The sequence below is a fragment of the Halobacteriovorax marinus SJ genome, from assembly GCF_000210915.2.
GTDB classification, from domain to species: domain Bacteria; phylum Bdellovibrionota; class Bacteriovoracia; order Bacteriovoracales; family Bacteriovoracaceae; genus Halobacteriovorax; species Halobacteriovorax marinus.
Genome location: NC_016620.1, coordinates 956,809 through 980,554 on the forward strand (window position 1 = coordinate 956,809; position 23,746 = coordinate 980,554).

The 23,746-nt window shown below is 36.7% G+C and carries 22 protein-coding genes; 16 read left to right on the forward strand and 6 right to left on the reverse strand.

Annotated features, from left to right (window positions below; genetic code table 11):
* The first annotated feature begins 6 nt into the window (after positions 1-6).
* From BMS_RS04740 to acs, 3 genes are read left to right on the forward strand one after another with little or no spacing between them, the layout of a single operon-like run.
* Positions 7-279 (forward strand): peptidylprolyl isomerase, encoded by a 273-nt coding sequence (locus BMS_RS04740; RefSeq protein WP_014243654.1) that lies wholly within the window; start codon positions 7-9, stop codon positions 277-279.
* Positions 280-287: 8 nt separating this feature from the next.
* Complete coding sequence (locus BMS_RS04745; RefSeq protein ID WP_014243655.1) at positions 288-779, forward strand: VOC family protein; 492 nt, start codon at positions 288-290, stop codon at positions 777-779.
* Between the two features lie 24 nt (positions 780-803).
* Positions 804-2,702, forward strand: coding sequence for an acetate--CoA ligase (gene acs, locus BMS_RS04750; RefSeq protein ID WP_014243656.1), 1,899 nt, complete (start codon positions 804-806; stop codon positions 2,700-2,702).
* Here acs and BMS_RS04755 read toward each other — a convergent pair.
* Positions 2,697-3,548: a sugar nucleotide-binding protein gene (locus BMS_RS04755; RefSeq protein ID WP_014243657.1), complete on the reverse strand. Its 852-nt coding sequence runs from the start codon at positions 3,546-3,548 to the stop codon at positions 2,697-2,699. The two genes, acs and BMS_RS04755, sit on opposite strands and share 6 nt — an antisense overlap.
* Positions 3,549-3,654: 106 nt before the next feature.
* On the opposite strand from BMS_RS04755, the gene BMS_RS04760 reads away from it, so the two are divergent.
* From BMS_RS04760 to BMS_RS04775, 4 genes are all read left to right on the forward strand, one after another.
* A complete protein-coding gene (locus BMS_RS04760; RefSeq protein ID WP_052590575.1) occupies positions 3,655-4,482 on the forward strand; it encodes a glutamate--tRNA ligase family protein in 828 nt (275 codons plus the stop codon).
* Positions 4,483-4,620: 138 nt separating this feature from the next.
* Positions 4,621-6,135, forward strand: coding sequence for a GH3 family domain-containing protein (locus tag BMS_RS04765; RefSeq protein WP_044557296.1), 1,515 nt, complete (start codon positions 4,621-4,623; stop codon positions 6,133-6,135).
* Positions 6,132-6,731, forward strand: a complete 600-nt coding sequence (locus BMS_RS17565) for a hypothetical protein (RefSeq protein WP_014243659.1) — start codon at positions 6,132-6,134, stop codon at positions 6,729-6,731. Before BMS_RS04765 ends, BMS_RS17565 begins: the two co-directional genes overlap by 4 nt.
* On the forward strand, positions 6,728-8,677 hold the full coding sequence (locus tag BMS_RS04775; protein ID WP_044557297.1) for a C45 family autoproteolytic acyltransferase/hydolase: 1,950 nt from the start codon (positions 6,728-6,730) through the stop codon (positions 8,675-8,677). The genes BMS_RS17565 and BMS_RS04775 overlap by 4 nt, the downstream gene beginning before the upstream one ends.
* Before the next feature lie 49 nt (positions 8,678-8,726).
* On the opposite strand, the gene BMS_RS04780 is transcribed toward BMS_RS04775, so the two are convergent.
* From BMS_RS04780 to BMS_RS04790, 3 genes are read right to left on the reverse strand one after another with little or no spacing between them, the layout of a single operon-like run.
* Complete coding sequence (locus BMS_RS04780) at positions 8,727-9,239, reverse strand: NADPH-dependent FMN reductase (RefSeq protein ID WP_014243661.1); 513 nt, start codon at positions 9,237-9,239, stop codon at positions 8,727-8,729.
* A gap of 44 nt (positions 9,240-9,283) precedes the next feature.
* Positions 9,284-10,225, reverse strand: a complete 942-nt coding sequence (locus tag BMS_RS04785; RefSeq protein ID WP_014243662.1) for an RluA family pseudouridine synthase — start codon at positions 10,223-10,225, stop codon at positions 9,284-9,286.
* Positions 10,185-10,877, reverse strand: a complete 693-nt coding sequence (locus BMS_RS04790; protein ID WP_014243663.1) for an RluA family pseudouridine synthase — start codon at positions 10,875-10,877, stop codon at positions 10,185-10,187. The genes BMS_RS04785 and BMS_RS04790 overlap by 41 nt, the downstream gene beginning before the upstream one ends.
* A gap of 140 nt (positions 10,878-11,017) precedes the next feature.
* On the opposite strand from BMS_RS04790, the gene BMS_RS04795 reads away from it, so the two are divergent.
* From BMS_RS04795 to BMS_RS04830, 8 genes are all read left to right on the forward strand, one after another.
* Positions 11,018-11,443 carry a DUF4186 domain-containing protein gene (locus tag BMS_RS04795; protein WP_014243664.1) on the forward strand — a complete coding sequence of 142 codons (426 nt, stop codon included), beginning with the start codon at positions 11,018-11,020 and terminating at the stop codon, positions 11,441-11,443.
* A 56-nt stretch (positions 11,444-11,499) separates the two neighbouring features.
* Positions 11,500-12,399, forward strand: a complete 900-nt coding sequence (locus BMS_RS04800; protein ID WP_014243665.1) for a cation diffusion facilitator family transporter — start codon at positions 11,500-11,502, stop codon at positions 12,397-12,399.
* A gap of 46 nt (positions 12,400-12,445) precedes the next feature.
* Positions 12,446-12,793: a hypothetical protein gene (locus BMS_RS04805; RefSeq protein ID WP_014243666.1), complete on the forward strand. Its 348-nt coding sequence runs from the start codon at positions 12,446-12,448 to the stop codon at positions 12,791-12,793.
* Between the two features lie 64 nt (positions 12,794-12,857).
* Positions 12,858-14,072, forward strand: a complete 1,215-nt coding sequence (locus BMS_RS04810; RefSeq protein ID WP_014243667.1) for a TolC family protein — start codon at positions 12,858-12,860, stop codon at positions 14,070-14,072.
* 10 nt (positions 14,073-14,082) lie between these two features.
* On the forward strand, positions 14,083-14,700 hold the full coding sequence (locus BMS_RS04815; RefSeq protein ID WP_014243668.1) for an efflux RND transporter periplasmic adaptor subunit: 618 nt from the start codon (positions 14,083-14,085) through the stop codon (positions 14,698-14,700).
* Positions 14,701-14,710: 10 nt separating this feature from the next.
* Positions 14,711-17,839, forward strand: coding sequence for an efflux RND transporter permease subunit (locus BMS_RS04820; RefSeq protein ID WP_044557300.1), 3,129 nt, complete (start codon positions 14,711-14,713; stop codon positions 17,837-17,839).
* A gap of 9 nt (positions 17,840-17,848) precedes the next feature.
* Complete coding sequence (locus BMS_RS04825) at positions 17,849-18,232, forward strand: hypothetical protein (RefSeq protein WP_014243670.1); 384 nt, start codon at positions 17,849-17,851, stop codon at positions 18,230-18,232.
* 333 nt (positions 18,233-18,565) lie between these two features.
* Complete coding sequence (locus BMS_RS04830; RefSeq protein WP_044557302.1) at positions 18,566-19,906, forward strand: MATE family efflux transporter; 1,341 nt, start codon at positions 18,566-18,568, stop codon at positions 19,904-19,906.
* Here the strand turns inward: BMS_RS04830 and BMS_RS04835 are convergent.
* The gene (locus BMS_RS04835) at positions 19,889-22,177 is read right to left on the reverse strand and encodes an efflux RND transporter permease subunit (RefSeq protein ID WP_014243673.1); all 2,289 of its coding nucleotides are present in this window, start codon (positions 22,175-22,177) and stop codon (positions 19,889-19,891) included. The genes BMS_RS04830 and BMS_RS04835 overlap by 18 nt on opposite strands.
* Positions 22,178-22,267: 90 nt before the next feature.
* Complete coding sequence (locus BMS_RS04840; protein ID WP_014243674.1) at positions 22,268-22,540, reverse strand: zinc-ribbon domain-containing protein; 273 nt, start codon at positions 22,538-22,540, stop codon at positions 22,268-22,270.
* A 274-nt stretch (positions 22,541-22,814) separates the two neighbouring features.
* Here BMS_RS04840 and BMS_RS04845 point away from each other — a divergent pair, with 274 nt between their 5' ends.
* Positions 22,815-23,741 carry a MerR family transcriptional regulator gene (locus tag BMS_RS04845; protein WP_014243675.1) on the forward strand — a complete coding sequence of 309 codons (927 nt, stop codon included), beginning with the start codon at positions 22,815-22,817 and terminating at the stop codon, positions 23,739-23,741.
* The last annotated feature ends 5 nt before the right edge of the window (positions 23,742-23,746 follow it).

Below are 23,746 nucleotides of genomic sequence, written 5' to 3' on the forward strand. Positions count from 1 at the left end.
AAGGCCATGTCACAAATATCTGCACAACATATTCTTGTAGACCACGAATATGAAATCACTGATCTCTTAAAGAAAATTGAAGAGGGAAAGACTTTTGAAGAGCTAGCAAGAGATTACTCGAATTGCCCATCGGGAAAAGATGGTGGAAGTTTGGGATCTTTTGGAAAGGGAATGATGGTCAAGCCATTTGAGCAAGCCGCCTTTGCTTTAAAAGTTGGAGAAGTTTCTGGAGCTGTCCGAACTCAATTTGGATATCATTTAATTAAGCGTACGGCCTAGAAGTATTCATGCTAGATTTTTCAAAAGCACAAAGTGTTCTCAGTAAAATTGAAGAAGATTTAAAAATATTAGGAATCAATCTTGAAGAGTATTTTATAGATCATATTTGCTATAGAGTAAGTTCTAGTATTCGCTACGAAGAGTTGAAGTTAGCACTAGAGAAAGAACACTCTCTCTTGCACGAGGCGATGATTTCAAATCGACCGATTTCAACTTTTAAACTTGCTTCACCACTTCTATATAAGAATCATAAGATTCCACTTCTTGAGTTACCTGCACCCAAGGGAGAGGTCAATTATGAGGAAGGGTTTGAGCATATTGAATGTGTTATCGATGAGAGCTTTGTCGATTTCTCTAATAAGTTCAAAAATATTGAATTCGATTGGAAAGGGGCCCAAAAGTCTCACAACCCTGAGCTTAGAATTAAACTTGGTGGACTAAGTATTAAATTCCATCATCAAAGCCTTGAAGAAGTCATTAAAGAAGAATTAAAAAAATAATTAAATTTTAGAATAGGATTTTTTATGGATTGGAAAATTAAGAGTCTAGAGGAATATGCACTGGCCTATCAAGAGTCGCGAAGTAACCCAGAACTTTACTGGGGAAAGGTGGCCGACACTTTTAAGTGGAATAAGAAGTGGGAGAGTGTCCTTAGCGGAAGTATAGAGGATGCCAATATAAAGTGGTTTGATGGTGCAGAGTTAAATATTACTGAAAACTGCTTAGATAGACACTTAGAAGAGAGAGGCGATAAAGTCGCTCTTATTTATGAGCCTAACGATCCTAATGAGCCAGCACTTGAGTATACATATAAGCAATTACATACTGCAGTTTGCAAGACCGCTAATATGCTTAAAGCACAGGGGGTAGAGAAAGGAGATAGAGTTTGTCTTTATATGTCTATGGTTCCTGAACTTATGATTTCTGTATTGGCCTGTGCACGAATAGGTGCAATTCACTCTGTTGTCTTTGGAGGTTTCTCAGCTCACGCCCTAGCGGGAAGAATTGAAGATTGTGATTGTAAAATTCTTATTACGAATGATGCTGGTCACAGAGGGGAGAAGATAATTCACCTAAAAGACATTGCAGATAAGGCATTGGATGATTTAGATAATTCTCCCGTTCAAAAAGTCATTGTTCACAAAAGAGTGGGAAATGATATTGAAATGAAAGAGGGAAGAGATCTATGGTGGCATGATCTTTATAAAGAGGCTTCTTCAGATTATCCAAGTGAGACTATGCAAGCAGAAGATCCTCTCTTTATTCTTTATACTTCAGGATCTACAGGAAAACCAAAAGGTGTCTTACATACGACTGCTGGATATATGGTCTGGGCAGCATATACTTTTGGAAATGTTTTCCAAATGAATGAGGAAGATCGCTATTGGTGTACAGCAGATATTGGTTGGATTACAGGACATACTTATTTAACCTATGGTCCACTGCTAAACGGTGTTACTACAACAATGTTTGAAGGGATTCCAACTTTCCCAAACCCTGGAAGATTTTGGGAGGTTGTGGATAAGCATAAGATCACTCACTTCTATACTGCTCCAACAGCAGTGAGGGCCCTTATGGCGTGTGACCCATCATTTGTTACCAATAATAATTTAGACTCATTGAAAGTTTTGGGCTCAGTAGGCGAACCTATTAATGCAGAAGCATGGCATTGGTATAATAAGTCTATTGGAAAAGAGAAATGCCCTATCGTTGATACTTGGTGGCAAACAGAGACTGGAGGAATTTTAATCTCCTCTCTGGCAGGAGTCACAGAGGGGAAACCTTGTTTTGCAACTCTACCGCTTCCTGGAGTCTTTCCTGCGCTAATGGATGCCGAAGGAAAAGTTATCGAAGAAAGGGAGTCGGAAGGAAATCTCTGTATTACAAGGCCATGGCCTGGAATGCTTAGAAGTATTTGGGGTGATCATGAGAGATTTAAGCAAACTTATTTAAGTGCTTATCCAGGGAGTTACTTTACTGGAGATGGATGTAAGCGCGACGCTGATGGACTATATAGAATTACTGGACGAGTGGATGATGTCTTAAATGTTTCAGGTCACCGTATTGGAACCGCTGAAGTGGAGAACGCAATTGGACAGCATCCTGATGTTATAGAGTCAGCAATTGTTGGCTTTCCTCATGATATAAAGGGGCAGGGGATTTATGCCTATGTCATAGCCAGTGAGAACCATAGTCCAGAAGAGATGAGAGAGGAGATTCTAAAAGTTATCACAGAAGAAATTGGTCCCATTGCAAAACCAGATAAAATTCAAATTGTTCCAGGTTTACCAAAGACTAGGTCTGGAAAAATTATGAGAAGAATTCTAAGAAAAATTGCTGCCAAAGAATTTGATAATTTTGGTGATACATCAACACTACTTGATCCAAGTATTGTCGATAAAATTAAAGACGGCGCTTTATAGAATAAATTGAGCGAGGCGGATCATGTGTCTAACGGCAATGATTGTATCCTCTTCGCTCTTTTCATAACTTGGACCAATTAGCTTTAGAGTTCTCTCTGGAATCATTAAAGCGTTACAGCTATTAATGCCTCCTTCAATAACTTGCTCTCTTGGGTGTCCAAAGCTATGGGCAAGCTCTCTAAGAAAATCGAGCTCATCTGATCCATCCTTAGCTCCGAAGTGAAAAACACCTTTTCCATCACGCTTTAGAACTGCGGCCATCATATCTGCTAAGTGATTTGTTGCGAGTCTATTTTGAAGAACACCGCGATCAATAGTGAGAGACTCCCCACTTAACATGACTTCTAAGAATAACTCTGTTCTAGACTGTGAGTTGGGTGCCCAACCATGGGTAGCACCAAATCTAAAAATAGAAAAATTATCACCACTTTTTTCAAGTTCAAGCTCACACTTGGCCTTAAACTGACCGTACTCTGTTTGAGAATTAGGCATCTCATCTTCATAGTGTTCACTAGAAACATTTGCATCTAGCGCATTAAATGAAGAGAAGTAATTATAGTGAAAATTTAGTGTTTGAGATTTTTCAATTAAGTATTTATGAAGAGTGAATCCATCATCATCTTCACCCCTTGTCATATTGATCACAATATCTGGAGATAGCGCAATAATTTGTTCATCGATAACTTCAAGCTGATCGTTGGAGGCCTTGAAAGTATCAATTAAATGCTCAGGCTTATTATTTAGAACACTACCGACAATGTGGCACTCACCAAATTCTTTTTTCAGTGACGGTATTAAGTAATGTGCTATCCAACTTGAGCTACCAAGGATTAATATTTTTTTCATGGCCTTGATTATAGTATTTATTACTGTGTAAGGCTAATAATTAAGATATTGTATAGTTCTGCCGGTAAGGTAAAATATGCCTATGAAGTAGGAGAACTCTATCGTTATGAGAACTAGAATTGCACCAACTCCCAATGGACATTTGCACTTGGGGAATATTTTCAACTTTATCTATACTGCTTATATGGCCAATAAGAAAGGTCTTGAGCTGGGACTTCGAATTGATGATCACGACCATATTCGTTGTAAAGATATTTATATTGAGGAAGTCTTTGAGGCGATTAAACTTTTAGAAATAGATATAGACTTTGGCCCAAAAAATCTAAGGGACTTTAAGAACAACTTCTCCCAAGCAAAGAAACATAATGAGTATTGGGATTTTCTAAAGGGGCTAGAGAGAAAGTTTAATTGTGAGTGCTCTAGGAAGAAAATCTTTGAAAATAATGAACAAGGGCTTTATCCTGGGTTTTGTAAGAATAAAGAAATTTCTTTTGTCCAAGATCTTCATGCCATTAGATATAATAGTCCAAATACTTCATACCACTTTGATGGGAAAGAGATTTCAATTCAAAGAGATATAGGAGATATTATACTGTGGCGAAAAGACAATATTCCCTCCTATCAATTAGTAAGTATTTATGAAGACTTCTCAGATAAAGTCACACATATTTTCAGAGGAGAAGACCTCCTAACTTCTTCGGCAATACAAATTGCGCTAGCAAATGACTTTGGTCTTTCGACTTTTCCAAAGATTGAGAACTTCTCTCATCACTCATTAGTTATTGAAAATGGTGAAAAACTCTCAAAGAGTCGCCATAGTGACTCAGTAATGGAGGCGCTGAGAGAGGACCCTAGTATAATTTACTTACTCTTTTCAGAGTTTATGACGCTGCAACCATCTGAAAACTTATCAGAACTCATCTCTAAGAATTAAAACTTTTGACACAAAATGAGAGTTTTTGTCAAAACTAAGGCCTTTTGACAAAAATGAAAAAAATCTGTCAACAGACTTGAGTGTAAATAGATTTTCTCTTTGCTAGTTTTCTCCTGCAAACAAACTTGGAGGAAAAAAATGAAATCACTAAAGCGTACAGTATCTAAAATTCTTTTGAACAATATGTATTTGAAGATATCTCTAGATCAGGAAGGAATGCAGCAAAAGCAAGAGGAAAACTTTGTAGAACTTAAAAAGAAGTTACACTCAACGGATATTTATCGAGATCATGGATTAAATAATATCGAAAGCTATGACAACTTTATTCAAAGAGTGAGCTCTAGTGAGTATGATAAATTTGCACCTTATGTAGAAAGTTTAGTGGGGCAAGAGAGTAGAGTTTTATTTAAGAATCGTGTTCAATGTTTTGGGCTAACTTCTGGAACTAGTGGGCAAGATAGCAAGAGGGTTCCTTATAATAAGGATATGATCGATATTTTTAAAAGAGCACAAAAGTATCAAGCAAGTGTTATCAATCATATTGTTGGAGGCATCGATCTCGTAAATTCACCTAGGTTAAGTTATGGGTCAACTCCAAAGAACTATACTGCCAATGGGGTCGAATATGGATATATCTCAGGAATATTAAGCTCCCAAACACCTAAGATGCTAAAGAAAGTCACTTTCCCTTCTCAGGAGATTCTTGAGATTGAAGATTGGAATGAGAAAATACAAAGAATTGTTGAGCAGAGTACTCTTCAAGATATTCAGATTGCCTCAGCAATTCCTACTTACTTAATTGCCATTTTTGAAGAAGTACTTAAGACAACAGGTAAGAGATATATCAAAGATATTTGGCCTAATCTTGAGACTATTATTTATGGAGCCACGCCAATTGATTCTTATAAAGAAAGAATTAATGAACTTGTAGGAAAGAGACTAAATTACTTTGGAGTTTACGCCTCTACTGAAGCTCCTATTGGAATTGGAATTAATAATGCTAAAGACGATAAGCAGCTCTATGCTTTTAATCCTGACCTCATTTATAGCTTTGAAAGCACTGAGACGAGTGAAGTTCTATCCATTGGAAAAGTTGTAGCTGGTGGAGAGTACCTTCTAAATATCACAACACCAAATGGTTTTTTAAACTATACCATGAAGGATATTGTTCGCATTAAATCTACTTCTCCAATCTTAACGTTTGAAATTTTAGGAAGACAGGGAAGTGGAATTAATTTAGGCGCTGAGAAAACAAGTGATCAGCAAGTTTTAGATACAGTCGTTGAATTAAATAAGAGCCTAGGTAAGAGTGTCGATCACTACTTTCTCTCTCCAGGAACCAGAGACGAGAGGGCCTGTTATAAGTGGACACTTTTTTCAAATCAATTAAATGTAGATGTGAAGTTTTTAGAGAGAATTCTAGATGAAGCTATGTCTCTATCAAACCCTGATTACTTAGATTGTAGAGAACAAGGAATAATCGCTTCACCTGTCGTTGAAGTTGTGACATCAGAAATCTTAGATGAATACTTTAGTCGCTTTAGAGAGAAGGGCCAGTTTAAGATGAAGACGGTCTTCTCATGTGCAGATAGCTTTAATGGATTTATTAAAAGTGTTCTTCCTGAACTTTCTGTTGTGGGGATATCAGCATGATTATAGAGATATTTCTTGTCTCTTTCATAGTGGGAGTGGTGACAACACTCCCTGTGGGTCCTGCTGGGATAAGCATTGTAAACTCTTTCATTAATAGAGGGACAGGTGAAGCCGTAAGATCATTTGGAGGGCTATTTCTAGCAGAAGTAGTTTATCTAACTCTTTCCTTCTCTCTCTATAGAAGTATGAATATCTCAGCAATATTTGATAAGAAGATTCTCTTTGTCGGTATTTTCTCCTTTGTTCTCTTTGTCATAGGTATGAGTTTTCTAAGGTCTAAAGATAAGAAGGAGATTAATTTACCAAGTGGATTTAAGGGAGTCTTTCTATTGGCCATTTTTAATCCAAGTTTAGTGCTCACATATCTCACTTTTATTGGGTTCTATGAGAGAATTTTTGGTCTGAAATTGAATCTTATTAGCTTTCTGTACGCCTCTTCATCTATGGTGATTGGAGTGGGGGCAACTCTATGTGCACTCTCTTTACTGGCACTGGCCAAGAGAGATGTTCTCTTTACAAATATGGTTCTTGTAAAAAGAGGCTTTGGGCTCTTTTTTATTACATCAGCATTATGCTCTCTAGGAGGAGCTTTATGAAATATATTTTATTTTTCTTTATCATATTAAATTTCAATATTAGCGCTTCAGAATGTGACGTCACTCACTCTGAGGGAGTAAATAAATTAACAATTTGTGACATTAAAGGAAAGAAAGTTAATTTCTTAGATATTACAGGATCTATGAACGATCTTGCTTATTACCATGGAAAGTTCTTGGCCAAAGATATTCTCTCTGGAGTTATAGCATCAGTGGCAAAGAGAAGAGATGATTCTTTTAAGGCACTTGCAAAGAAGGAGAGGAATCAATTTAAGGCCATTTATAAGTGTGTTATGAATAAATATAAAAAGTCAGTAGATCCTAAGTTCTTAAGTGAGCTTTCTTACTTAGCAAAAGGTGTGAGAGATGCTGGATATAATCTATCTGGAAGAGAGGTTATTGAAGCAACGTTGATGATTGAAATGTCTGGCTTTGTAGACTCTTTAAATCTTGAAATGGAAGAAGATAGAAGAGGAACTAATTGGAGGTTAATTAAGAGTTGTGGACTTCATATTGCGTCAGCGTCTATAAAGAATATTTTCTCTACTATTGGGGGCGGTTTTAAAAAGATGAAGAAGGGCTGTACTGGATTTAGTGCTTCTTCTGATTTTACGGTCGATGGCTCTCATCTTCATGGAAGAAATTTCGATACTGGTTTTATGGGTGTATTTGAAAAATACCCTGTCGTTATAAATCATAGAAATAGTGAAGGTGTAAATTATATGGGAATGAGTTCCGCTGGTCTTCACTATCCTGGAGGAATTTCAGGAATGAATGAATATGGAATTTCAATTTCAACACATGAGCTTAGAACTAAGAATTATAAGATAAAGTATAAAGATAGAGTTGGTATTGTGGCACCATACGCGGCCAATCTCATTCTCTCTAAAGCAAAAAGTTTAGATGAGGCCATTACTATTGCAAAGAAATTTGGCTACTTTGGTGCATGGAGCTTTCTTGTTTCTGATTCAAAAAGTGGGGAGAGTGCTAGTATTGAAATTTCAGGAGATATTGTAAGAGTCGCTAAGAGGTCTAGTGGATCAATGGGGCAGACAAATCACTTCTTACATCGTGATACAGCAAGATATAATTTTGAGTACAGTCTTAATAAGAGTCTTGAATCTAGAGCAAGGTTAAGTCTTGTTAATGATGAACTGGCGCAATCGAGAGGTCAGATCGATATAAATTGGGGAATAAATCTTCTCTCTGGTCACACTGATTATCTCGTTGGGCAGAGAAGTTTTGGTCGAACCGTATCAAAGGTCTATACATCAATGACTCATATTATGGATACAGGGAGAAATATCTTTTGGTTCTCGCTTGGTGAGAGCTACCCAACAAATCTTTCTACTTTTATTGGTCTTGAAGTCTCCTTTGATCAAGAAGAAAACTTCTTTAGGTTCAAAGGAAGTGAGCGAAATACTAGTTTTGATAACTCATCATGGAAGAAGTCTCTCGAGTATTTCACAAATGCCTACTTCGTTTATGAAGGTGATGGAGATTTGAAGAGTAGACTTACTCAGTCCTATGAACTGCTTAAGAAGGCCAGCGATTTAGCTAAAGCAGATAATATTGTTGAATATCCCTATGAGATGATGAGAGCGAGAGTGGGACTTAAAATAATGAGTGAGTTTCCAAATCTCATAAGTAGTCTTGAGCTAGACTCTGTCTTTGAAACTTTATTAAGTGAAGTAGGTAATCTTCATAACTTTGAAGTGGCACAAGTTTATGAGAGTTATGCGAGATATAACGACTTATTAAATAGAAGAGAGCAGGCATCAAAGTTCTTTGCTAAGGCGGTAAGTGAGTTGGAAAGTTTAAGAGAAGAGTTTAATAATCATTTCTATTTTAATAAACAGTATTGGACTAATTATTGGTTTATTAAACATAGATATTCTAAATATGATAATCGAGTTGAGCAGTTACATTTTGCAACTGTTGAATAACCAAGTTTGTGCATAGGGGAGTATAGAAATATACTCCCCTTATTTTGAATTAAATTGAGCTGATTTTTACTAATTGAGAGAGAACATCTTTCGCTGTGTCTGGGTTCAATTCTTTTGAATAGCTTGTAAGAATCTTTCTTCCAATAATATTACAACCGATGAATCCAAATTGTTCTTGCATCGCAGAGAGCACATGGTTACCACCTCCGCCACTATGAGTGCCTAGCACCATTGGCTTAGTATTAAGCGCATCTCTCCAGTTATCATTTCCTGAGCGACTAATCCAAGCAATTGCGTTGTTAAGAGATGGAGGAACTGATCCATTATACTCTGGAGCGAGGACGACAAATCCTTTCGCATCCATAAACTTTGCAGTGATAAATTTAGCGTCTTCAGGAGTTCCCTTTGATTCTTCTTTTGCAGTGTAGAGTGGAAGGTTTAGGTCAAGTAGATTTACAATCTCGAAATTTGCTTCAAATTCTTTTGAAATATCTAGTAGAGTATTAGCAAGTTTTAAATTATTACCATCACTCGCTGTAACAATAAGTATATTAGGTTTCATTTATCCTCCAAAATTCCTATTAAGTTCTTATATTCTCTTATTTTTTATTCTTTGACTAGTTGGATTATATTCTGTGGAAAGTCGTGAGGTAAGGGGGCGATAAATTCCAATGACTCATCACTTTGTGGATGAGGAAATGATAATTTATAGGCGTGCAGCATAGTTCTTGGGAATTGCTCACTCTTCTGTGAATAAATAGAATCTCCAATGATTGGGAATCCTAACTCCGCTAAGTGAACTCTAATTTGGTGAAATCTTCCCGTTTCTGGTTTGGCCTCTACTAATGTCATTCCCTCTTGATGGGTGATTTCCTTAAAATAGGTTGTGGCCTTCTTTCCTCCATGAGTTGTACTCATCATTTTCATTTTATTTTTAGGGTCTCGCTCTAAGAAATTTTCTACTTTTTGATCCTTGAAACTGTGATCAGGATCTTTAATAAGCGCTAAGTAGGTCTTTTTGACCTTTCTTTGTTCGAAGAGGTCACTAAAGAATTTATTTTGAGACTTCTTCTTGCAAAATATAAGTAGTCCACTTGTTTCAAAATCTATTCGGTGATGTATTGATAGATATTTTTCTTTGTGTCCACCACTTATGTAGCGAGTAAGGATAGCGTGTAGATTGTCCTGCTTGGAATTTGTTGTCGCTGTAGAGGAGAGCATAGCGGGCTTATTTGCCACAAGAAAAAGGTTCTCTTCATGTATAAGCATACTTTCTTTGAATTCTCTTTTATTTTCTATGGGAAGCGACCAGCTCTTTAATTGGGACTTACTTATTGAAATAGAGAAATTTACGCCTTTCTTGATAGATTTTAACTCATGGGAAGGAGGCGCTCCACTAATTCGAATTCTATTTTGTTTTAGCAATTCATCAAATGACTTCTGACTCAAGGAGAGAGAGAAATCTCTTTTAAGGATTTCTCTTGCATTAAAGTAGAGTGATTCCTCTTTAATTGTCGTTAATTTGAAAATCTTGTAAGGATTTTTCAATTTCTTCTCCCATTATATCTTTAAAGTACTGAGGCATTTTTGCATAGAATACTTCAGGTTCTTCTCTTAGAAGAATTTCAAGTCTATATGAATGTAATAGCATTGAATCTAATTGGTACTTATCTTTAATAATCTTTTGATACTTACCTTGGCCATATCTTTTATCACCAAGTATTTCATGTCCATTAAGAGCACAGTGCTTTCTAATTTGATGAGTTCTTCCAGTTTCGATTTTAAATAAAATCAATGTGACGTATTGGTTTGATGAAACCTTCCACCAATTAGTCAGGCAGATCTTTTGATCACTTTTCTTTCCTGCCGGATTCTTATGACCCTCGGCCTTATCTGAAAGAGGTTGTTCCCACTTACCGTTATCGGCCTTAACTTGCCCTCTACAAATTGCAATATAGTACTTAGAGGCGTTTTTTAGTTGTTGTTGATGATTTGATACTTCATTCTTTTCTTTAGTAAGCAACAGTAGCCCAGAAGTTTCTTTGTCAATTCTATGGGGAGGAGTGAGATTGATATTTCTCTGTTTAAAGTATTCGATGACACTTTTACTATCGTTGTGCACACTCATTGCACCAGGTTTATTAATGAGTATCCAACTTTGGTCTTCTGCAATTATTTCTACCATACTTAAATATGTCACAAGCGTCTTCTTTTCGCAATCTTGTGCACCGCTTGTTTTTTGAGGTAAGTAGAAGAAATTTATAAGATTTTCTTGACTTTCATTGCTATCATCTAGAGTCTACTATATCATTTAATAAATAGTTTTAAAGAAGTCGTTCATTGGATAATCGAATTAGCGAGAATATATATTTCACAGATATTTTTAGGCGCCTTGGGTGCTCAAAAGTTTGCTCTAAGTTCAAGCTACGCGAAGATCAATGGGAGTATCTTGCCAAGAGAGGATTTGATACGATCCTGCTTGAGGGAAGAACACTTATAATTAAAATTCTAAGTGAAGAGAACTCTGAACATTCATGTAAAGTGGCCCCAATTAATTCACATCCAATCTTTACTGCGCTTCATGCAACGGGTGCATGTTGCAGAGTCTCCTTAGAGAAGTGGCACAAAATTTCAAAAGATAGAGAATTAAAAGAAAAAGATATTTTCTACATACTCCTTATTGTTAAAGAGTGGATGATTAGGCAGCAAAATCCTAAGAATGAGCTTGTGTCTGAGAAGTCTCAGCTAAATCTCTTTTGCAGTTAAGTGGCATTTGTCTTTTTTTATTAGTATTAAATTTCAATTTTAACTAAGATATTTCTATGTCAGGTTGTCATCATCATCACCACCACCATCATCATCACTCTGGAAGCAAGAATATCTTGATTGCTTTTCTACTCAATTTTTGTTTTGCCATAATTGAGTTCATTGGTGGTTATTTAACAAATTCAATGGCCATCTATTCAGATGCTCTTCATGACCTAGGTGATAGCACTGCTCTGCTTATGTCCTATTTCTTTGAGAAATTTTCTAAGAAGGGAAGTGATCAAAAATATACCTATGGTTATAGAAGGTTTTCTTTATTAAGTGCTCTTTTAAATGCTGTGATTTTATTAATCGGCTCAATCTTTGTTATTAGTGAGTCTTTTGAGAGATTGATGAACCCTGAGCCTGTTGTAAGTGAGGGAATGTTTGCACTAGCAATTCTGGGAATTGTTGTAAATGGTGTTGCTGCTTTTAGAATGTCAAAGGAAAGTGGTATTAACCAGAGAATGGTGATGTTACATCTTATGGAGGATCTTCTTGGATGGTTCGCCGTTTTAATTGTGAGTGTGGTTCTCTACTTTAAACCTTGGTATATTTTAGACTCTATTCTCTCGATTCTCATTTCCCTCTTAGTCTTAAAAGGTGTTTATCAAGGGCTTAAGAGAATCGTGACAATCTTAATGCAGGCCTTTCCGAAAGATTTGAATATTGATGATGTAAAGAGTGAGTTAATTAAAATTGATGGCGTTGAAGATGTTCACTATATTCAAGGCTGGTCGATGGATGAAGAGTCACATTCTTTAACTTTCCATGTCTCTGTTCCTGATGACTTGTTGGTAAAAGATTTAGACTTAATAAAGAAAGTAATAAAAGCAAAATTATTTGATATGAAGGTTTCTAACTCTGTCATAGAGTTTGAGGGCACAGGTCATAATTGCGACCATGTTTCAAATTAAAGGATTTTATTGACTGTAGTGCCTGTCTACAGTTAACTTATTAAAGATGACTAAATTAATTGTAACTCTATTCCTCTCTCTTTCATTCTGCTTTGCTGGAGCAGTTGAGACGATCCAATGTCATGATAAAGAAGAAATAAGTACTCAATTAAGTTCTCAAGTAATTAGTCTATCTAATGCCCATACTCACTCTCACAGTGATGAAGATGATTGTGCTGATGATGCCGGTCATTGTTCTCACCATTGCTCTGGTATTCATAATATTGTTCCAGCGCTTAGATATAAGAGTCTATCTCCATTAATTTCTTATTCTTTAGATAATTGCTGGAGGTTCTTTGATCATTACAATTCTCCCATCTTAGATTCAGCTAAAAAACCACCTCTCTTTTCTTAATTTATTTCATTAATTTTTATGACTACATTAAAAGGTTAGACCTTTTATCTTACTAGGACATTTTATGTTTATTTTTAAAGTAGCAATTATCTTTGCTCTTAACGTACAACTTGTATGGTCAGCGGATGGCTGTAAAATTGAGAATACTGACACTTTATTTTCTAAATTAAAAGAAAATCATCCTCAGATTCAATACAATCAAAGCCTTGAAAAGGCCAAGAGTGAAGATCTAAATATTGCGGCAAAGTATTTAAATCCAGAAGTTGATATTCAATATGCTAAAGGAAAATCTATCGAGGGAGATTCAAGAACAACTTCTCTCTCTTTATCATTTCCTCTTGAAGTCGGGGGGAAGAGATCAGCTAAGAAAGAGGTCGCCAGTGCAAGTACCGAGATGACCCGAGAGTTTCTTAGAAATAATAGTGAACAAGCATTTATCGAGGTGGTTTTAAAATCTTATCGCTTAAGACAAATCAATGAATTACTTCCCATTTATAAAGAAGCAAAAGATTCATTAAATAAAATTCTAAGGGTGAAAAATAAGAGAAAAACCTTATCTCCAGAGGAAGAAGTTGAAAAAGAAACCCTTAGTTTAGCAACAAATGATTATAGGTTAAAGATTTCTAAACTGACCTCAGATAGAGAGAAGTTCATCAAGGAGATCTCTCTGGCGCTAGGTGATAGTTGCACGTTTGTAATAAGTTCTCTTCCAGGTGAGCTCGATTTCTCAAAGGTTGACTTACCTAAAGGAAATCTTGAGCAAGCAGCAGTCATTAAGCAAGCTTCTCAGGAAGTTCTTTTGGCCAAGGCCCAGGGAGATTTAGAGAGTGCTAAAACTTTTTCAAATATCTCTATTGGACCAAAAGTTGAAATAGAAAAAATTGCAGGAAGAAGTTTTAAGACTTATGGACTAAGCCTTAGTATGGATTTACCTATCTTCAATCTTAATAGTTCTTCCAAGAGTAAGAGACTTAAAGAGTATCGTGCCGCTTTACTTAATCAACAACATATAAAGAGACATACTTCAATTGAGCTTGAGTCTCAATTAGAGAAGTTAAATTCTCTTAGGCTTACTCTCGAGTCAATTGCTACAAAAGAGCAATTAGAAAGAAAGCATTTGAAGATCGAGAAACTCTTCTCTAGAGGAATTATTTCCACTGCAATGATTATTGAGTCTCATCGTCAGTTAATAGAATTTGCTAATACAAGAAATGAATTTGAGTTATCTGCAGTTGAGTCTATCTGGAAGATTAGAAAAATTCATGGAAAAGTTTTTTAAGGAGTTTGAAATGTTTAAATATATATTTTTAATGGTAATTCTCTGCTCTCAACCAGCATGGTCAATGGAAAGTGCAGATCATGATCACGGTCATGATCATGGTGTAGAGACACACAAGAAAGAAAAAGGTGGTCATGATCATAGTGATGAACATGATGATGAACATGATGATGAGCACGGAAGTGAGCATAATGATGGAGAACATGGACATGAAGACGAAGGGCATGATCATGGTCATGGTCATGGTCATGGACACGGTCATGGTGGAGGAAAGTCCATTGGTGAAGGGAAGGCCATTTCCGAAGTCGACGAAAAGAGAGGCTTTCGACTTAGTCCTGAAGCCTTTACAACTCTTGGAATAAAGCTTGAGACATATAGTGGAGAGAGTCAGATAAAGATCTCTAAGAAGATACTGGTGAAGTCAAAAGAAGAGAGAGGGATTTATATTATGAGAGATAAGTTTTTTAAATTATATCCCGTCTCTATAGTGAAAGAATTCCCTGAGCAATATCTAGTTAAGGTGAAGGGCTTAAAAGAAAAAGATCAAATAGTGACTTCGGGAGTGAAGCTTCTAAGGGTGAGTGACATTTATTCAACAGATAAGTCTGAATACGGACACGCTCACTAGTAGGTATAAGATGATAAATAAAATAATAGAATTTTCAGTAAATAATAGAATGTTTGTCTTCTTGGCGACTCTTTTGCTCATTATCTATGGAGTGAAGTCTTTTCAAGAGCTCTCTATTGACGCAGTTCCTGATATTACCAATACTCAGGTTCAGATTAATACTCAAGTAAAAGGCCTTGTCCCTGAGGAAGTGGAGAGAATGATTACCTTTCCAATTGAGTATTCGATGAATGGTATTCCTGGTGTTGAGAATATTCGATCTATATCTCGATATGGAATTTCTCAAGTGACAGTGATTTTTAAAGATGGAACCGATATCTATAAGGCAAGACAGCTGGCCGGAGAGAAATTACAAAATGTAGAATTACCAAGTGGTGTAACGCCAGAAATGGGTCCTATAAGTACAGGACTTGGAGAAATCTTTCATTACTCTATTGAAGCGAAGAATGTTGAAAAGGATGAAAGTAAGAGATTGCTTCAACTTATGGAACTTCGATCAATTCAAGATTGGTTTATTAAACCTAGGCTACTCACAGTAAAAGGGGTGACTGAGGTCAATACTATTGGAGGTTATGAGAAGCAATTCTTTATTCAGCCTAATATAGAGTTAATGACTAAATATGGTATTCACTTTGATGATATTGAGGGAGTTATTGAGAACTCCAATTTAAATGTTGGTGGTGGATATATTCAGCAAACAGGGGAGCAATTATTAGTTAGAGGTGTTGGTCTTTTAAAAAGTATCGAAGATATTGAAGATGTTGTTGTTAAAAGGCTTTCTTCATATAGAGTCATAAAAATCAAAGATATTGCCAGTGTTAAATTCGATAAGGAAATTAGAACTGGAGCCGCAACAGTTAACGGAGAAGAGTCCATCATTGGTACTGCTTTTATGCTCTTAGGTGAGAACTCAAGAACAGTTTCTCAAAGAGTCGCAAGCAAATTGGAGGATGTGAAAAAAGACTTGCCTGAATGGGTGGAGTTAAAAGTTCTCTATGATAGATCAAATATGGTTAATGCGACACTTAGTACTGTTGAACATAATCTTGTTATGGGGGCTGGTCTAGTTATAGTCTTTCTACTGCTTCTTGTTGGAAATATTAGGGCGGCGATAATAACTTCTTTAATGATTCCTGTCTCACTTCTTATGACTTTCATTTTAATGAAGTGGCAAAATGTTTCAGGTAACCTCATGAGTTTAGGAGCACTAGACTTTGGAATTATTATTGATGGTGCTGTGATTGTAATCGAAAATTGTGTCCATAGACTTGAGAAGCGCGGAAAGGAGCTTGGGCGAGAGTTAACAAGAAAAGAGGTTAAGCAATTAGTTATTGATTCTGCGATTGAAATTCGATCAGCCGCAGGCTTTGGGGAACTCATTGTTATAACTGTTTTTATTCCTCTCTTTGCTCTAACTGGAGTTGAAGGAAGAATGTTTGGGCCAATGGCCACAACATTTATAATGGCGCTTGGAAGTGCTCTTCTACTTTCGTTTACTGTTGTTCCTGCTCTTGCGGCGACATTTCTCAGTGGTAAGACTAGAGATAAAGTTCCTTTCTTAATGAGAGTTGCGACTAAGGTCTTTAGACCTACTTTAGAGAAGGCACTTGTCTTTAAGAAGTTTGTTTTAGGAATTGGAATTGCTGCTATTGTTGGTGGTGTATTTCTCTTCTCTAGAATGGGAGCAGAGTTTATTCCTCAGCTAGATGAAGGAGACTTTGCGATTCAATTTATTCGACCAGCAAATATTAGTACAGAAAACTCTGTTGAATTACAAAAACTCTCTGAAAGGCTAGTGAGAAGTTTTCCTCAGATAAGAGATGTTTTTGGTAGAACTGGTGCTGCTGAAGTTGCAACTGATCCAATGGGTGTCAATATATCTGACTCTTACGTCATGCTTAAACCTAGAGATCAGTGGCCAATTGACGAACATATTAAAAATAAGAAGGATCTTATAAGAGAGGTTAAAGAAAAATTAGAGCTCCATATTCCTGGACAAGTTTTGATGGTTTCTCAGCCCGTAGAGCTTAGATTTAACGAATTGTTAGAGGGGACGAGAGCGCCACTTTCGGCTAAAGTTTTTGGAGACGACTTAGATAAGTTAATAGAGTACTCCAAAGAAGTTGCAAAGGTTATAAGCTCTATCGAAGGAGCGGGTGAGGCGGAATCAGAGTCTAAAGGAAAGTCTCCCTTACTACAATATATTCCTAAGAAAGAGGCTCTCGCACAACTAGGTGTGACTGCAAGACCTGTTTTAGATGCTATTAATACAGCGATTGGAGGGCGAGAGGTTGGAAATATTTATGAAGGAGTAAAGAGATACCCCATTGTAACTCGTTTATCACAAGAACAAAGAAGCGATGTCTCTACCATTAGAAAACTTCCTGTTGGAATTTCTGAAGGGTACACTGTCCCTATAGAGGAAGTCGCTGAGATATCTTTTGTTGAAACTTTTAGTACTGTGAATAGAGAAAACTCTCAAAGAAGAATAGCCGTTTTAGTTAATCCGAAAACTCGTGATATTGAGAGCTTCGTAAATGAAGCGAAGAGAAGAGTTGAGAGTGAAGTGCAGCTACCAGAAGGATACTTTATTGAGTGGGGCGGAACATTTAAAAATCTTCAAAGTGCTAAGCAGAGGTTAGGAGTTCTTGTACCTGTTGCTTTAATGATGATTCTAGCAATGCTCTATGCTGCTTTTAAAAACTTCTCTCAGGTTCTTTTGATTTTTACGTGTGCACCTTTGGCGCTTATTGGGGGAGTTATCTCTCTTAATATTATGGGAATGCCATTTAGTATTTCTGCTGGAGTAGGTTTCATTGCTCTGTGTGGAATTAGTATCCTCAATGGGGTTGTTCTCGTCACTTACTTTAATAGACTTGTTGATGATGGAAAGTCCCCTGATGATGTGGTTAGAGAAGGTGCTCTCTCAAGACTAAGGCCTGTTTTAATGACGGCGTTAACTGATATCTTTGGTTTCTTGCCGATGATGTTTTCAACAGGACTTGGTGCCGAGGTTCAAAAGCCATTGGCCACAGTTGTAGTTGGTGGAATAATTTCAGCGACAATTCTAACTTTAATTGTTCTTCCCACACTCTATAGACTATTCTTGAAATATATGAGACCAGAGCTTAAAGTGTAATTTTAATTTATGCCAGCAGTTGAATTATTGCTGGCATTTATAAAGGAAGGGAATATGTGGTTGGCGATAGGTAAGACTTTAGTCGCAGCAGTATTAATTAGTTTTGTATCGTGGCTCTCGGGAAAGAAGACTGGACTCGCGGGGTTTTTAACGGCCCTTCCTCTTACGACGCTGCTCGCACTGGCTTTCTCTCACATGGAGTGGGGCGACTCAAACCAATCTGTTGAGTATGCAAAGAGTGTGTTTGTGGCCATCCCGGTTTCCCTATTATTTTTTCTACCTTTTTTATTGGCACAGAAGTTCGAGTTGAATTTTTGGCAGTGCTATAGTTTTGGGATCTGCCTTTTAGGGATAGGCTATTTTGCACATAGTTATCTCACACGTTTTCTCTAACTTGATGGCAAAGTAACTTAATTTCAGTAGCTTACAAGAATAAAAAATCTGACTCAACCCTTGAAAAAGTGCATAAAAACGATTAATTTCTTTAGGTTAGTTTTGTGAACATTTAAACAGGGGTGTCGTAGTGGCAAGTGGTTCTCGTCATAGAAGAAAGCACAATAAAGGAAGAAGAAAAAGAGGTTCTAAATACAGAAAGAACTTACGTCTTCGTAGAAAACAAAAAAGCTAAAAGCTTAAGCTTTCAAATTATAAAAGGCCCCTTCTTAAGAAGGGGTTTTTTATTTCTAAATTTGCTCATTTAAATAAAATTTCTGATAATTGAGCTTCATGAAAAAAGAATTAAAAAAAATCATACAATTAAGTCTGCCGCTAATCTTTGCTCAAATTGGAGTCGTTCTTCTAGGTGTGAGTGATATGGTGATGTTGGGTCACTATAGTGATACCGCTCTCAAGGCTTCTGGTCTGGCCAATGTATGGATCATTGGAACACTCATGTTCGGCATTGGTTGTAGTCTTGGAGTAGACCCCATTATCTCAAAATTAGTAGGGCAAGGTGAGAGTGAAAGAACAAAAGTATCTCTCATCACTGGAAAGGCCTTAGCTGTTGCAATTGCAGTACTAACTGGACTTCTCTGGGCAAATACAGGTGCCATTTTAGGACTCTTCGATCAAAACGCCGAATATGCAGAGCTTGCTCATAGTTATGCTCTTATTCAAATTCCCAGTCTAATTCCTTTCTTTATGTATATGGTCTTTAGACAGTATTTAATTGCTAGAGAGAGCACTATGCCAGTTGCATTGGTACTCTTACTTACTAATTTTATAAATATCTTTTTGAATTGGATTTTTATTTTTGGTGTAGGTCCATTTGAAGAGATGGGTCTCTTTGGAGCAGGTCTTTCAAGCTGCCTGATGAGGGCGGCTCAGTACATACTGCTGTGTTTAATCATTTTAAAGTCAAAGAAGTACCGCTATCATTGGGTTCCTTATAAAGCGAAGTATATTGACTCTGAGATGCTCAAGAAGATTGTTCTAATAGGTCTACCAATTGGTGCTCACTTGATGTTGGAAGCCTTTGGCTTACAGGTGACGGCCTTTATGGCGGGGAAGATTGGTGATGATGATTTAGGTGCACACTCAATCTTATTAAACCTTCAATATCTATTCTTCATTCTACCTATGGCATTCTCACTATGTGCAGCTACTAGAGTAGGAAATGAGATAGGCGCTAGAAGCTCGAATATTTTCAATGTATTCAAAGCGACTTCTCTTTTGTGCCTTATCCTATTTCTATGCTCTTCTCTTGGTATGTTCTACTTTGGGGAGAGTCTTGTAAGGGCCTATGGAACTTCTGAGGCCATCATCTTAAAGGCCAGAGAATCTTTATTTTACAGTTCATTATTTCTATTCTTTTACGGACTACAATTAGTAGGTAGTGGTTTTCTTAGAGGCGCAGGCTTAACTGTTATAACGAGCCTTTCTAATATTCTTTCATTGTATGTTATAGCAATACCCTTGGCCTACTTTCTAGGAGTTTCTAGAGAGTGGGGACTCCAAGGGTTATGGGCAGCGTTGGCCATCGGTATGGTTGTTGCCACTTGTGCAAATGCAATTTTAAATTTGCGCTATCTCTTTCGCGTTAAGTCTGAATTATCTCTTTCTCATTAGTAATAGAGTTGGAAGTATAATCAGATCCACTACAAGCGCCACAAGTAGAACAAGTGCAGTGAAGATACCAAAGTTTTTATTCGGACTAAAATTAGCAAAGATGAGTGCACCAAAGCCTACAGCTAAAATCAATGTTGTCCAAATAAGTGCTGGTCCAGTTGTGGCAAGTACCTTAACAAGAGCTTCTTTGGTGGCCATACCTTTAGACCTTAGAGCATTAAAACTATTCAGAAAGTGAATGGTATCGTCGACAACAATTCCAAGACAAACTGAACTAACAAGTGCTGTTCCAACGTCGATGGGAGTTGAGAGAATTTTCATTAATCCTGCACCAACCATTAATGGAATTATATTTGGTAGCATTGAGAAGACACCTAGCTTTATTGACTTAAAGATAATGATTAATAGTAGAGAAATACCTACGAGCGCTAGTGCAATAGATGAGAAGAATGATTTAACTACAAATGTTGTCATATTTTGGTAGATAGGAATCTTTCCTGTCACTTGTGCATCAAGACCAAACTCCTTTGCCTTTGATTCAATGAGGGCCATTTTCTCAAGGGATTCCTTTGAGCCCTGAAGTGTCCAGAGCACGGCCATTCTAAGGGAGTCTTTTTCTATACTCATTCTATCATTTAAGTCCTTACCTTGTGGTAAGCTCATGGTGTAGAGAAAGAGTAGCTCCGCAATAGTTTTTCTATTTTCTGGAACCCTGTAGTAACTCTCGTCATCTCCATGCATAGACTTATTCATTGCTTTAATAACTTCAACAATGGATGTGACTCTTGAGATATATTCTTTTTCCTCAAGCCAGCTTTGAAATGATTCAACCTTCTTTAGGAAAGCAGGATCTTTAATTCCATCATTTACTCCTGAATCTATGACAACTTGAGGGCCATAGAAACCACCTAGGTTTTTTAGAGTAAAATCATTTGAAATTCTTAGAGGAACATTTTCGGTAAAGTAGGTATAAGGGTTTGAGTTCACCTCATTCTTTAGACCTAAGTAAGTCGAGAAAATGGATACTAGTAAAGTGATGAAGGCAATTGGATACTTGTATTTATCTAGAGTATTTACGATCGACCTTGCTCTTTCCATCGCTCTTGGATCAACATCATCTTGATTGTTTTCTTTAATACCTTTCACCTTTGACTTGAGTAGAATAGGGCACATGAGAAACATGGTGAATATCCATGCCAAGATTGTACCTGCTCCTGCTAAAATTCCTAAGTCTCTTAAGGGAATAAGGTCGGAAGTTGTACAACTAAAGAAACCAATGGCCGTAGAAATTGTCGTTAAAATCGTAGGTTTAAAATTCTTAGTTATTGAAAGTGTGGTTGCCTCTTTTGAGTTATTTCCACTCTTTCTAAATTGAAAATAAGTGACAAGAAGGTGAACGCTATCAGCAATTGCTATTGCGATTAGAATTGTTGGAACCATTGCAATTAGATTATTGAATTTAATTCCTAGATAGCCTGCGAGCCCAAATGTTGCCATGATTGTAACAAGGATTGTTAAAAGAGGAAGAAGCACTAGTGTGATATTTCTAAAGATATAGGTGAGAAATAAAATAATGATGAGAAAAACTATTGGGAATATCGTTGCCACATCATGCTCTGAGACTTCTCTAAAAGTATTGTTAATATCTAAAGATCCGTTGGTGTGAATTGTGTGATCATCATTTGAAGGAAGCTTTTGTTTTATTCTTGAGATCATCTCTCTTGTCTGCGCAATAATTTCCTTATCATTTGGTGCTCCATCAAAGTGAGGTTTAATCTTTGCGTAGATATTTGTAACTGTGGCCTCTCTATTGATGAGATAGTCGGGGAGAGTCTTATCTGCAAGTGCCATTTCTTTTTTTAGCTTTAATGTTTGTGCAGAGTGATCGTTCGAGATGAAGTCTTCAATGATAAGTTCATCTTCATGAGCAGAGGTCCATTGATAATTAGTTAAGGAGTCTACGGAGATGACATCTGATACTTTCCATAGCTCATCTGTTAGCTCTTGAATGAGATCAATGGATTCTTTATCAAAGATACCATTTGGAGAGTGAATAATTATATTTATGAGATCATCATTTCCAAACTTTGCTTGAAAGTTATCGTATCTCTTAATTAATGGTTCAGAATCTCTAAACCAGATTCTATAGCTAAAATCTTGTTCAAGATTACTAAGCCCAGGGAGGAAAATAAAGAGAGTAAGAAGACCTATTAGAATTGATGTCCACGGCCTTTGTACAATGAATTGGGTAAACTTCTTTGAGTAGTTCAATGAGTTCTCCTAAATAAGTATAAATATAATTTTCTTATCGGAGGACTAATTGATTAAAAAAGTTTTTAAAGATAATACTACTAGAGGATACTAATTTTCCTCTTCGTAATCATCGATTTCGATATCATCTAAGTTCAATTGCAATCCATCTTGAGTGGACTTACATTTTGGGCACCATGAACCTTCAGCACTTTTCTTTCCCATGACCTCAAGAGCAGTCGCCTTCCATCTGTGCCCGTTTTTACACTCCCAAAGAAGGTAACTAGTAGAGTTCTTATATTCGTTGGAGAGCAGTCTGCCACCTTTGAGCTCTGCAAACTCATCTAATATATCTAAATCAAAAACTCTTCTCTGCTTACTCATTTTAATTCCTATATGTTGAGTTGGTTAGGAGACTAAACCAAAGTGGTGAGGTAAACTAACTATAATTGTATCGAATAGTACGAATATCCTAAATATGACGCGTTTAAAATAATGTATCAACTATAAATTTCATAAACCTGACAATTACTTAACAATTGATGACCTTCTCGTTGATAGATTAGCTCTATGTTTTGATCTAATTTACCTATACCAGTTGGATTCGGTCAATTACTAATGTATCAACGATGTACTAAACATAAAGAAAGGATTTTCTATGTACAATATTCAATTAGCATCATCTCTCAGTGGAATCAATGTTCACAACCTCCGTGCCTGGGAGAGAAGATATAGTGCTGTATCTCCAAAGAGAGACGAAGTTGGTAGAAGACTATATTCCAAAGAAAATATCGAAAAACTCTTCTTACTCAACCAACTCGTAAAAGAGGGGACAGCAATTAGGCATATTGCAGAGAAAACAAATGAAGAGTTAACTTCACTTGTTGAAGAGAAGGGACTCATCGCTAGTCTAGATTTCGAACAATCAAATACAGAGAAAGAAGAAATCGAGTTAACGTATAAAGCGATGGCCATGGCGATGAACTTTAAGAAGTTTGATATCGTTTCACACGAATTAAGTAAGGCGATTGATCAATACGATTTAAAGAAAGTTGTTTTTGAAATCTTAACGCCGTTTCTCTTTGATCTCAGAGATAAGTTAGATAAGAATAGAATTACTCTTGAAGAAAAGCACACGTTAATAACTTTAACAAAGTACTTTCTAAGAAGAAAAATTTATCAGAATAATTCTAATATCAATAGAAATAGTGTCGTCATTGCAACTCCAGCTGGAGATCAATATGAACTTCAGGCCTTAATTGCAGCACTTCTCCTAAGTGGTCATGGAAGGCAAGTTGTTTATCTTGGCGCCAATGTAGAGGCGAGAACAATTGTCGATACTGTGGAAGCTACAGGGGTAGAGAATATTCTTGTTTGGGGATCATGTCTGTGGAATGAGAAAAGAGGAGCTGAACTTGGTTCTTACTTTAACTCATTAAATGAGCTGGCCCCAAAAGGAACTAAGATAGGAATTGCTTGTAATGGAAAAGCACCCTATGAATTCTTTACGACTGGGACGAATATGAAAGTTCTTCCAAATTATGAGAAGCTTTCGGAAGATTTAGAGAAGCAGAGTATTTTCTAGCCCCT

What these genes read in the sequence shown, in the direction of transcription:
- BMS_RS04830 (WP_044557302.1), top strand. Translation starts at nt 18,566, where the DNA reads ATGAAAAAAGAATTAAAAAAAATCATACAATTAAGTCTGCCGCTAATC.
- BMS_RS04820 (WP_044557300.1), top strand. Translation starts at nt 14,711, where the DNA reads ATGATAAATAAAATAATAGAATTTTCAGTAAATAATAGAATGTTTGTC.
- BMS_RS04815 (WP_014243668.1), top strand. Translation starts at nt 14,083, where the DNA reads ATGTTTAAATATATATTTTTAATGGTAATTCTCTGCTCTCAACCAGCA.
- acs (WP_014243656.1), top strand. Translation starts at nt 804, where the DNA reads ATGGATTGGAAAATTAAGAGTCTAGAGGAATATGCACTGGCCTATCAA.
- BMS_RS04845 (WP_014243675.1), top strand. Translation starts at nt 22,815, where the DNA reads ATGTACAATATTCAATTAGCATCATCTCTCAGTGGAATCAATGTTCAC.
- BMS_RS04825 (WP_014243670.1), top strand. Translation starts at nt 17,849, where the DNA reads ATGCCAGCAGTTGAATTATTGCTGGCATTTATAAAGGAAGGGAATATG.
- BMS_RS04765 (WP_044557296.1), top strand. Translation starts at nt 4,621, where the DNA reads ATGAAATCACTAAAGCGTACAGTATCTAAAATTCTTTTGAACAATATG.
- BMS_RS04805 (WP_014243666.1), top strand. Translation starts at nt 12,446, where the DNA reads ATGACTAAATTAATTGTAACTCTATTCCTCTCTCTTTCATTCTGCTTT.
- BMS_RS04840 (WP_014243674.1), bottom strand. Translation starts at nt 22,540, where the DNA reads ATGAGTAAGCAGAGAAGAGTTTTTGATTTAGATATATTAGATGAGTTT.
- BMS_RS04780 (WP_014243661.1), bottom strand. Translation starts at nt 9,239, where the DNA reads ATGAAACCTAATATACTTATTGTTACAGCGAGTGATGGTAATAATTTA.
- BMS_RS17565 (WP_014243659.1), top strand. Translation starts at nt 6,132, where the DNA reads ATGATTATAGAGATATTTCTTGTCTCTTTCATAGTGGGAGTGGTGACA.
- BMS_RS04745 (WP_014243655.1), top strand. Translation starts at nt 288, where the DNA reads ATGCTAGATTTTTCAAAAGCACAAAGTGTTCTCAGTAAAATTGAAGAA.
- BMS_RS04760 (WP_052590575.1), top strand. Translation starts at nt 3,655, where the DNA reads ATGAGAACTAGAATTGCACCAACTCCCAATGGACATTTGCACTTGGGG.
- BMS_RS04810 (WP_014243667.1), top strand. Translation starts at nt 12,858, where the DNA reads ATGTTTATTTTTAAAGTAGCAATTATCTTTGCTCTTAACGTACAACTT.
- BMS_RS04740 (WP_014243654.1), top strand. Translation starts at nt 7, where the DNA reads ATGTCACAAATATCTGCACAACATATTCTTGTAGACCACGAATATGAA.
- BMS_RS04800 (WP_014243665.1), top strand. Translation starts at nt 11,500, where the DNA reads ATGTCAGGTTGTCATCATCATCACCACCACCATCATCATCACTCTGGA.
- BMS_RS04755 (WP_014243657.1), bottom strand. Translation starts at nt 3,548, where the DNA reads ATGAAAAAAATATTAATCCTTGGTAGCTCAAGTTGGATAGCACATTAC.
- BMS_RS04775 (WP_044557297.1), top strand. Translation starts at nt 6,728, where the DNA reads ATGAAATATATTTTATTTTTCTTTATCATATTAAATTTCAATATTAGC.